Annotated in this window: 8 protein-coding genes; 2 read left to right on the top strand and 6 right to left on the bottom strand. The window is 32.4% G+C overall.

Translation table 11 applies throughout. The features are described from left to right. Window positions 1–222: 222 nt before the first annotated feature. Together nagE and AC1RRU_RS10580 are read right to left on the bottom strand one after the other, a co-directional pair. Window positions 223–1,686 carry an N-acetylglucosamine-specific PTS transporter subunit IIBC gene (nagE, locus tag AC1RRU_RS10585; RefSeq protein ID WP_046464762.1) on the bottom strand — a complete coding sequence of 488 codons (1,464 nt, stop codon included), beginning with the start codon at window positions 1,684–1,686 and terminating at the stop codon, window positions 223–225. 335 nt (window positions 1,687–2,021) lie between these two features. After that, the gene (locus tag AC1RRU_RS10580) at window positions 2,022–2,645 is read right to left on the bottom strand and encodes a lysophospholipid acyltransferase family protein (RefSeq protein WP_011275497.1); all 624 of its coding nucleotides are present in this window, start codon (window positions 2,643–2,645) and stop codon (window positions 2,022–2,024) included. A gap of 167 nt (window positions 2,646–2,812) precedes the next feature. Between AC1RRU_RS10580 and AC1RRU_RS10575 the strand changes: the two genes are divergently transcribed. Next, entirely contained in the window at window positions 2,813–4,090 is a 1,278-nt protein-coding gene (locus tag AC1RRU_RS10575) for a S1C family serine protease (protein ID WP_046464761.1), read from the top strand. Window positions 4,091–4,169: 79 nt separating this feature from the next. On the opposite strand, the gene AC1RRU_RS10570 is transcribed toward AC1RRU_RS10575, so the two are convergent. The 3 genes from AC1RRU_RS10570 to tyrS form a co-directional block, all read right to left on the bottom strand. After that, complete coding sequence (locus tag AC1RRU_RS10570) at window positions 4,170–5,579, bottom strand: DHA2 family efflux MFS transporter permease subunit (RefSeq protein ID WP_046464760.1); 1,410 nt, start codon at window positions 5,577–5,579, stop codon at window positions 4,170–4,172. 119 nt (window positions 5,580–5,698) lie between these two features. Further along, window positions 5,699–6,169, bottom strand: a complete 471-nt coding sequence (locus AC1RRU_RS10565; protein ID WP_016930823.1) for a MarR family transcriptional regulator — start codon at window positions 6,167–6,169, stop codon at window positions 5,699–5,701. Window positions 6,170–6,293: 124 nt separating this feature from the next. After that, window positions 6,294–7,556, bottom strand: a complete 1,263-nt coding sequence (tyrS, locus tag AC1RRU_RS10560; protein ID WP_011275493.1) for a tyrosine--tRNA ligase — start codon at window positions 7,554–7,556, stop codon at window positions 6,294–6,296. Window positions 7,557–7,938: 382 nt separating this feature from the next. On the opposite strand from tyrS, the gene AC1RRU_RS10555 reads away from it, so the two are divergent. Further along, the gene (locus AC1RRU_RS10555) at window positions 7,939–8,853 is read left to right on the top strand and encodes a biosynthetic peptidoglycan transglycosylase (RefSeq protein ID WP_011275492.1); all 915 of its coding nucleotides are present in this window, start codon (window positions 7,939–7,941) and stop codon (window positions 8,851–8,853) included. Window positions 8,854–8,995: 142 nt separating this feature from the next. Here the strand turns inward: AC1RRU_RS10555 and AC1RRU_RS10550 are convergent, their stop codons facing one another. Continuing rightward, window positions 8,996–10,663, bottom strand: a complete 1,668-nt coding sequence (locus tag AC1RRU_RS10550; RefSeq protein ID WP_011275491.1) for a formate--tetrahydrofolate ligase — start codon at window positions 10,661–10,663, stop codon at window positions 8,996–8,998. Between the last annotated feature and the right edge of the window lie 139 nt (window positions 10,664–10,802).

The raw sequence follows: 10,802 nt of genomic DNA, 5'->3' as shown, positions 1-10,802 counted from the left end.
TGCGCCATTTTTGTATTCAAACATAAAAATTGGACTGATGATTTTTAGTCATCAGTCCAATTTATTATAGAGCCATAATAAAAAACTGATGAATTCTAGGTAGCCTCCTAAAATTCATCAGTTAATTGAACAACAGATATTTATCAATATGGTTATATCTTATCAAATCAGTAAGACATATTTTGTCTGTCTTAATACTTTTAAAAAATGAAACTATAAATTTTACATTTGCTTTTCAATTTCATCTGCGACTTGCTGTACATGAGTGCCAATTATAACTTGTGCTGAGTGTTGACCATTTTTGGTTACGCCTACCGCTCCTGCATTTCTAATTTTTTGTTCGTCAATAATAGAATTATCCTTTAATTCCATTCTTAATCTAGTAGCACAATTGGTTAATGTAGTAATATTTTCACTACCACCTAATCCTTCTAAGATTTGACTTGCTGTGTGATGATATTTGCTTTTACTTGTAGTTTCTGCCCCATCTTTCTCAGTCGTATTAACAGTTGGATCAGCTAATAAATTGTCACCACGACCAATTGTGTTGAGGTTAAAGATTTTAATGACAAATCTAAAGATAAAGTAATATAAAGCGAAGAATACAATGCCTTGAACTAAAATCATTAACGGATGATTAGCCACTGGATTGATTAGTGATAATGCGTAATCAATTAAACCTGCACTAAATGAGAATCCTGCTGTCCAATGGAATAGTGCAGCTATAAATAATGACAAACCGGTTAATAATGCATGGATTACAAATAATACCGGTGCAACAAACATAAATGCAAATTCAATCGGTTCAGTTACACCAACCATAAATGCAGAAATGGAACTTGCTATAAACCAACCATATACTTGTTTTTTCTGAGCAGATTCAGCGGTGTGATACATCGCCAACGCTGCAGCTGGCATACCAAACATCATAATTGGGAAGAACCCTGCTTGATATCGACCAGTAATACCTTTGATTGCATCTTGTCCAGTTTGGAATTTACCGATATCGTTAATTCCTGCTGTATCAAACCAGAACACAGCATTTAATGCATGGTGAAGCCCAGTAGGAATTAATAGTCGGTTAAAGAAGCCGTATAGGAATGCACCGAATGGTCCAAAACCAATTAGCCATTTACCAAAAGCTACAATTGCTGAATATATAAATGGCCAAGCAAATAATAAAATCGCAATTAAGAACGTACAATAGAAAACAGTCATGATTGGAACTAATCGCTTACCACTAAAGAATGATAACGCTGTTGGTAATTCAACATCACTGAATTTGTTATAACAATAAGCCGCGATTAATCCAATAATAATCCCTATAAACACATTTGAATTATCCATCTTACTAAATCCATCGTTCACAGCGCTTTCTTTTATATTAAATAATGGTGCTATAAACTCTGGAGATAAAACTTTTACAACCAGTGCATATCCTAATGCACCTGCTAAAGCCACTGCACCATCGTTTTTCTTAGCCATGCCTATTGCTACACCAATTGCAAAGATAAGCCCTAGTTGACCTAGTATTGCTGTCCCCACAGTAGTGAAGAACAACGACACTGTTGGTAATAAATTTAATGCTTTAAGCAAATTACCTATACCTACGATAATTGCGCCAGCGGGCAAAACAGCTACTGGTAGCATTAAAGATCTACCTAAATTTTGAAAAAACTTAAACATTCTACTCACTCCCAAAACACGTATTATTCAAATAATTTATATATAACTAAGTTATGTATATAGTTCCTTTATTAATTTATCATAAATGTAAGCGCTTTTGATGTGTCAATTTTAAATCATTTTAAAAATATAATGAGCATATAGGTATCTAACACGTTAAAGCTCTTAAACATATAAATGTAAAATTTTAAATTTAAATAAGTTTATAAAAATAACAATTCACATATTAAACTCACCGAAATTAATTAAGTGTATATTTAAAAACAAAAACACCCTATTAAAATAACTATTAGAGTCATTAAATAGAGTGTTTATTGTTAATTAGTTACTATAATTTATTTTTCTAAACTATCTTGAATTAAGTGTAGTTCTTTTTGTAATTGTGCTGTACGTCTTTCAATTTCATGTGTTAAATAATCTATTTTTTCATTTCTTTTTAAATCTTTAGGAATATCTGATTGATAAATTGGCTCACCAAATTTAATAAGTGCCTGACCAGTAATTAAGCCATGTAATTTTTTAGGTCCTACATAGGCTGCTGGTAAAATTGGCGCTTTGCCTAACATTGCAATAGTTGAAGCGCCTCTTTTTAATGGAGCCCCTTCAGCTGATGTACGATGTCCCGTTGGGAAGATACCAACAGTTTTATTTTCTTTTAACAAATTAACTGGTCTTTTCAATGTACTTGGTCCTGGATTTTCACGGTCAACAGGAAAAGCATTCAATGAAGTTAAAAATTGTCCAAACCACTTGTTATTAAATAATTCCTTTTTAGCCATGTAATGAATTTCATTAGGAACTAATGCCATACCTAACATAATCACTTCATTATAACTTTCATGAGTACATGTTACTACGTATTTGTTATCTTTAGGTATATTCTCCTTTCCAATAACATACAATGATTTAGCCATTTTGACTAATATCAAATCTAATAGTCTACTTATAAATTGATACATCATGTCACCTGCTTATTGATTTCTATACTTTATTGATTTTATCATTATCCTTATTTATGAACAACTAATCAAAAGATACATCTAAAGTCTGATGGTGGATTACTGGCAAAATATAATTAAACCTTTCATAATTAAATAAAGGGTTAATATTATAATGGAGGTTAAATATGTCTGAATTTAATCAAGAGAATCAATCAATTTATAACAACTATCAGCAACCTCAACCTGGAAAACCTAAATTCCCATGGTTTAAAACAATTATCGTTGCATTGATTGCTGGTGTGATAGGTGCTTTACTTGTCTTAGGTGCTAGTAAAATAATGGGTTTAGTTGGAATAGATAATGGTGGTGCCCAAGTTCAAGAAGCCAATAATAGTAAAGGTGGAAATGTATTAGACGGAAAAAGTGATAAATATAAATCTGTTAATGCAATGATTAAAGATGTATCACCTGCGATAGTAGGTGTCATTAATATGCAAAAAGCTAATGGTTTAGAAGATTTTTTACAAGGTAAATCATCATCCGAATCTGAAGAAGCAGGTATTGGTTCTGGTGTCATCTATCAAATCAATAATAATTCTGCTTATATTGTGACAAACACCCATGTGATAAGTGGTGCTTCTGAGATTAAAGTCCAATTACATAGTGGTAAACAAGTTAAAGCGAAGTTAATTGGGAAGGATACTGTATCAGATATAGCTGTCTTGAAAATAGATAATACTAAGGGTATCAAATCAATTAAATTTGCTAATTCTTCTAAAGTGCAAACAGGAGATAGTGTATTCGCTATGGGTAATCCTCTAGGTTTGGAATTTGCTAATTCAGTTACTTCTGGAATTATTTCAGCGAATGAGCGTACAATTGAGTCAAATACTACTTCTGGTGGTACTAAAGTTAACGTCTTGCAAACTGATGCTGCAATAAACCCTGGTAACTCTGGTGGTGCATTAGTAGATATTAATGGTAACTTGGTTGGTATCAACTCTATGAAGATAGCCGCTGAGCAAGTAGAAGGTATTGGTTTTGCTATTCCAAGTAATGAAGTTAAAGTAACTATTGAACAACTTGTTAAAAACGGTAAAATTGAACGCCCTTCTATAGGAATTGGTTTACTAAATTTAAGTGATATTCCTGATTCTTATAAAAAAGAATTAAACACAGATCGTGATGATGGTATTTATGTTGCTAAAGTAAGTCGCTCAAGTGAATTAAAAACAGGAGATATCATTACTAAAATAGATGATAAAACTGTAAAAGAAGATACTGATTTAAGAACTTATCTGTATCAAAATAAGAAGCCTGGTGAGACTGCTAAACTAACTGTTATACGTGATGGAAAAATGCTAACAGTTAATGTTAATCTAAAAAGCCAGTCCGATATATCATCTAATCAATCATCTGACTCTGAATCAGACAATAGTCGAAACAGTCAATTTATACAATAGTTTTTCTAACAAAAGAACAGAACATACTCATAAGGCTAGTAAATGATTATTCAAAATCAATTACTGGCCTTCTTAATGCTTAAATTGTCGCCTTTGACTTCTGGGTAAGAAATAGTCCTGGAACGATGATTAAAAATAATGTAATGACTGATACTAAGAATCCAGCATGATAAGCGATTATATTGTGCGTCAAGGATTTACCTAATTGATTTATTACAACTCTAATAATTGTTGCTATGAAAGCTGTTCCAAAACTCGAACCAATATTTTCAATCATATTAATTCCCACACCCGCTTCAGCTAATACACTCTCTTTAATGCCCATATATGCATAAGTAGTTAAACCTAAATTAATGCCCCCAATACTACATCCTCTTAAAAATAAGATGATGGATAGAGCAATGATACTAGTATGATCTGTAATAAATAATAAAGGTATTGATCCAAACATCGAGATTATAACACTTATTAAAACCACCCATTTCGCTCCATACTGATCGATTAATTTCCCCAAGTATGGTCTTGTAATAAGCATTCCTATTCCCTGTGGTATCAGAGCTAAAGCAGCTTCAATAGGAGTGTAATGCTTAAATGTCTGAAAATATAACGGAATTATGACCATAGGTCCCATTATACCTATGTTTGAGAGAAATAAGCCTATAAACGATGCTGTATAATTTCCTTTACAAAAAAGTGACAACGGCAAAATAGTATTATCATGTTTAACTTTATTATGAATATAATATATAAGTATCATAATACAACCAATAATCAAAAGAAGAATAGTAGTTCTATTATAAAAACTATGGTAATCACTTGCTTTTGTTAAGCCGTATATGGTTGATATGCTAATAAGACCTAACAGTATCATTCCTAAAATGTCAATGGACTTACTTTTATTAAAAGGGACAAAGTTCGGTAAATATTTAATTTGCAATAATATAGCGATGATTACGACTAAGACATTAATAAAGAACATCCAGCGCCAAGACACAATATGAATTATAAATCCACCAATAACTGGTCCTAAGATGGGCCCGAATATCATAGGTGTACTTACGACAGCCATGACTTTCCCAATATTGTCTTGACCCGTTGTCTTAATCAATAGCGTGAACATTAACGTTGTAATTATGCCCGCAGACATTCCCTGAATTATTCTGAACACAATAAAACTCTCTGCATTCCAACTAATACCAGCTAATACAGATGTAATTCCGAATAGAATTGAGGCTCCGATAAATACATACTTACCATTAAATTGATTAACCAGCCATCCTGCTATTGGAATAACTAGCGCTAAAGCAAGGACATATCCTGTTATCCCCCACTGAGTGATTTCAATTGTTGTATTAAATGTGTTGTTAAGCTGTTTGATTGCAATGTTAATCATTGTTAAATCTAACATAGGTGCTATAGCTCCCAATGCTATTGCCCAAGCAGCTATCATAATTTCTCTAGATACTTGACTATCATTTAATTTTGACATATGTGCCTCCTATATATTGTTTCCACATCAACAAAATAAACTCTCTTTTTGTTTCCTTGTCAACAATATATAACAAATAAACTCGCTTAACTTGTAAGCGAGTTTTTAAGTTTAATCTCTTATAATGATCGATGCTCTTGTTCGATTAGTTGATCCAAATGTTGATTATACCTATTAATGAAGGTCATCATATTGTTAAATTCATCTTCTGTCATGCTGTCAAAAACACTTTGATCTCTTTTTTGAAACGTTTCATGTAATTCAGAGTGAATTTGATAAACGCTTTCACCCTGTGTAGTTAACTTAAAATATATTTCTTTTTTATTGTCTTTACTTTTAAAACTTTCAATTAAACCTTTTTGCTGCAAACGTTTTGTTAATTTACTAATTGCACCTCTTGTCATAAATAGCTTATTCGCCAAATATTGTACATTGGGATTCTGATATTCTTTAATCGCTTCAACGCAATGAACTTCAGATGATTTGAACCCCTTAAGTGCCTGTTCCATTTTATCCTTATTTAGCCAACCTATTTTATTAAACAAATCTCTAAAGCTACTCATTAAAATTTCTTCTTTATTATTAGTCATTTCATCACTTCTTTTTAATCTTTATAACATATTTATTATACCCGTACTCTATTTATTTTTCATAAAAAGGGCAATGCGCAAAGTCTATAAGATTTCGCTACATTGCCAATAAAATTACACCTTATTATTTATAGTTAACCATGAAATATTTTTTCTTACCACGACGAATGATTGTAAATTCATCATCTATTTTATCCTCATTGCTTAATTCATAGTCTACTGATTGTTGTCTTTCCCCATTAATATATATAGCACCGTTATTAACATCCTCACGTGCTTGGCGTTTAGACGTCGCAATGCCTGTTTCAATTAAGACATCAATAATATTTGAAGTTTCAGTTGATAATTCAACTTGAGGAACATCTTTGAAGCCTTCTTTTAATTCTTTGCCTGATAATGACTTTAAATCGCCGCTAAACAAAGCTTTAGAAATACGAATGGCATCATCTAATGCCTCTTTACCATGAATAAATTCTGTAACATTCTCCGCTAAGGCTTTTTGCGCTTCTCTTAAATGAGGTTCTTGATTTTTAGATTCTTCGAGACGATTAATTTCATCTTTATCTAAAAATGTGAAGTATTTCAAGAATTTAATGACATCATCATCTGATTGATTAATCCAAAATTGGTAAAATTCATAAGGGCTTGTTTTGTCAGCGTCTAACCATACAGCACCTGATTCTGATTTACCAAATTTCTTACCATCCGATTTCGTAACTAAAGGAATTGTTAAACCATATGCTTCAGTTTGTCCATACATACGTCGCATTAATTCAATACCACTAGTGATATTACCCCATTGATCTGAACCACCAACTTGTAATTTACAATTTAATTCACGGTTTAAATGACCAAAGTCGATAGCTTGAAGTATAGTATAAGTGAATTCAGTGTAAGATATACCATTCTCAAGGCGAGATTGAATAGAATCTTTACCTAACATGTAGTTCACACCAACATGTTTACCATAGTCTCTTAGGAAACTAATTAATGAGATTTGACTCAACCAATCTTTGTTATTAACTAAAATGGCACCTTTATCAGTACCAAATTCAAATAATTTATGCATTTGAGCACTAATACCCTCAACGTTAGCCTCTACTTGGTCTTCTGTTTGTAGTATACGTTCTTCAGATTTACCGGATGGATCACCAATCATACCAGTTCCCCCACCAATTAGAACGATAGGTCGATGACCATGTTCTTGGAAACGTCTTAGAGTCATAAAGGGAAGTAAATGACCAATATGCAGACTATCAGCAGTAGGGTCAGCACCACAATATAAAGAAATTTGTTCCTTATTTAATAATTCTTCAATGCTACTTTCATCTGTTTGTTGATAAATTAAACCTCTCCATTGTAACTCTTCAATTAAAGCGTTTGACATCTATATTCCTCCTAAACAAAGACTTATTTTTAATATTTAGTGATCTATACTCTATTTATGAAAAATAAAAAGCACCCATACATCGTTAAATGTAAGGGCGCTTGAGCACGTTACCACCATACTTAAATAGCATATTGCTATTCACTCTATCAATGATACGTTCATTAATAAACGTTGGACAATTCATAATGAGGTGTATTCATATAAGTGCAACTATTAGTTCACAGCTACCACTAACTCTCTGGAAATCACAAATATATTACTTGTCCTCTTATCCAAAATATATTGAATTGTAATTAATTATAAGTATTAAAAATATAAAAGTCAAATCAGTGATTATGGTATACTATATTTAAATTTCAGGAAGCTTAAGGTGAAAGAGATGTTAACCAACATTAATAGAGATACTAAGTTTAATTCATTTGAAAAGTTCTACAAAAAAACGAAACATGCAATTGTAGGATTATTTAGTGTTGGGTTATTTATATGTTTAATAGGATTTATAGGTACAGTTATTTATTTTAATCATTTAACGCATGAATCGTCTAAAATAAGTGACCGTGAATTAAAACAGAAAGTCTTGCATTTTGCAGGTGACGATTTAATAAATCATGAAAATTCTGATGTCTTAAGTGAATATGATAAATCTGAGAACTCTCTAATAGTAGGTCCTAAACACGTCAATCCAAATGTTATTAAAGCCCTTACCTCTTCCGAGGATACCATGTTTTATAAACATAAAGGTATCCTTCCAAAAGCACTCGTACGAGCAATGATACAAGATGTATTTAATCTTGATCAAAGCACTGGTGGTAGTACAATTACTCAGCAATTAGTTAAAAACCAAGTGCTATCAAGTAAAAAAACATATAGTCGAAAAGCAAATGAGCTTATTTTAGCAATGCGTCTTGAAAATTTATTGTCAAAAAATGAAATCATCTATACATATTTAAATATTGTACCTTTCGGTAGAGATTATGAAGGTAACAATATTACAGGTATTGCGTCTGCGTCCTATAGTTTATTCGGTATTCCACCGAAAGATTTAAATATTGCACAGTCTGCTTACCTTATTGGTTTATTACAAAGCCCGTATATGTATACACCGTATGAAGAGAATGGTGAATTAAAAACTTATAAAGAAGTCAAAATCAGTGTTGATCGTCAACATTATGTATTAAAACGAATGCTTGTTGAAGGTGTAATCGATAAAGAGGAATACCGCCACGCTAAACGTTATCATATCTATGACCATTTACTTACAAAACCGCAATTAAATAATAATCAATCTGCATAACTGATGAAATATCTTATTTAACTAAATTCATATTTTGTTTCAAAAGCAAATTCATAAAAAAACTGCCGCCAAAGTTTTGCGCTTTGTCGACAGTTTTCAACGTAACATAATAATACATTATAATAGTCGGTACTTCAATCTACTAGAATAAGCCTACTGCATGGCCGTCTTCTGTAACGTCCATATTTAATGCAGCTGGTTTTTTAGGTAATCCAGGCATAGTCATGATTGCACCTGTTAATGCAACAATAAATCCTGCACCTGTTTTAGCCTCTAATTCTCTAATAGTAATATCAAAATCAGTTGGAGCACCTAAAGCAGTTGCATCATCACTGAATGAATATTGAGTTTTAGCCATACAGATTGGATATTGACCCCAACCATTGTCAGTAAATTCTTTTAGTTGTTTTTTAGCTTTTTTACTAAATGTAACTGAAGAACCACCATAGATATCTTTAACGATTGTTTCAATTTTTTCTTCTAATGATTGATCTAAATCATATAAGAATTTGAAATCATTTGGTTGTTCAATAACTTCAAGTACTTGGTTAGCTAATTCAACGCCACCTTTACCGCCTTTTTCCCATACTTCAGTCAAAGCGATTCTAACGTTATTTTCTTTAGCCCAAGCTTTTACAGCTTCAGTTTCAGCATCTGTATCATGAATAAATGCATTTAATGCGATAACTGGTTCAACACCAAATTTACGGATGTTGTTAACATGACGTTCTAAGTTAACAATACCAGCTTTAACTGCTTCAACATTTTCTTCTTTTAAGTCATCTTTAGCTACGCCACCATGCATTTTAAGGGCACGGACTGTTGCAACTAAAACTACTGCTGAAGGTTCAAAACCAGCTTCTCTAGCTTTAATGTCGATGAATTTTTCAGCACCAAGGTCTGAACCGAATCCTGCTTCTGTTACAACGATGTCTGCAAGATCACGTGCTGTTTCAGTAGCTAAAATTGAGTTACAACCATGTGCAATGTTAGCGAATGGTCCACCATGAACTAATGCAGGTGTACCTTCAATAGTTTGAACTAAGTTAGGTTTAATAGCATCTTTAAGAATCATTGCTAATGCGCCTTCAACTTTTAAGTCTGCAACTGTAACTGGTTTACGATCACGAGTGTAACCAATAGTAATACGGCTAATTTTTTCTTTTAAGTCATTAATATTACGAGCTAAACATAAGATTGCCATTACTTCTGAGGCAACTGTAATATTGAAACCATCTTCACGAGGTACACCGTTAGTAGGTCCACCTAAACCAACATTTACATGACGTAATGCACGGTCGTTCATGTCTAATACACGTTTCCATTCAACACGACGTACATCAATACCTAATTCATTACCTTGATGTATATGGTTATCGATAAATGCAGATAAAGCATTATTTGCAGTAGTAATTGCGTGGAAGTCACCATTGAAGTGTAAGTTAATATCTTCCATTGGTAATACTTGCGCATAACCTCCACCAGTTGCCCCACCTTTAATACCAAATGTAGGTCCTAATGCTGGTTCACGTAAAGCTACCATTACATTTTTCTTTAATTCGTTGAACGCATCAGATAATCCAACAGTAACTGTAGATTTACCTTCACCTGCTGGTGTTGGACTCATTGCAGTTACTAAAACGACTTTCCCTTTGTTGTCTTTTGGTTTGATTTGATTGATATCAATCTTAGCTTTATAGTGACCATATTGTTCTAATGCGTCTGCTGGGATTCCAGCTTTTTCAGCGATTTCTCCAATAGGTTTTAGTTCTGATTGATTAGCAATATCTAAATCTGATAAATGTGCCAACTTATTTCAACCCCTTGTTAATTATAATTTGATTTATGTAAGAATACCTCAAATCAGTTGCTTAAGGTTTCTTTTAATCTTACATATTAATAATAACTAACAATGTAAGCGATGTCGAATTTTTGAGAGCGTTTCCAAT

The organism is Staphylococcus sp. GW821-FHT11H10, from assembly GCF_058807855.1.
This window is presented reverse-complemented; position numbering and strand designations above follow the sequence as displayed.

Coding starts and splice junctions, on each gene's coding strand:
- AC1RRU_RS10575 (WP_046464761.1), top strand. CDS start 2,813: ATGTCTGAATTTAATCAAGAGAATCAATCAATTTATAACAACTATCAG.
- nagE (WP_046464762.1), bottom strand. CDS start 1,686: ATGTTTAAGTTTTTTCAAAATTTAGGTAGATCTTTAATGCTACCAGTA.
- AC1RRU_RS10555 (WP_011275492.1), top strand. CDS start 7,939: ATGTTAACCAACATTAATAGAGATACTAAGTTTAATTCATTTGAAAAG.
- AC1RRU_RS10580 (WP_011275497.1), bottom strand. CDS start 2,645: ATGTATCAATTTATAAGTAGACTATTAGATTTGATATTAGTCAAAATG.
- tyrS (WP_011275493.1), bottom strand. CDS start 7,556: ATGTCAAACGCTTTAATTGAAGAGTTACAATGGAGAGGTTTAATTTAT.
- AC1RRU_RS10565 (WP_016930823.1), bottom strand. CDS start 6,169: ATGACTAATAATAAAGAAGAAATTTTAATGAGTAGCTTTAGAGATTTG.
- AC1RRU_RS10570 (WP_046464760.1), bottom strand. CDS start 5,579: ATGTCAAAATTAAATGATAGTCAAGTATCTAGAGAAATTATGATAGCT.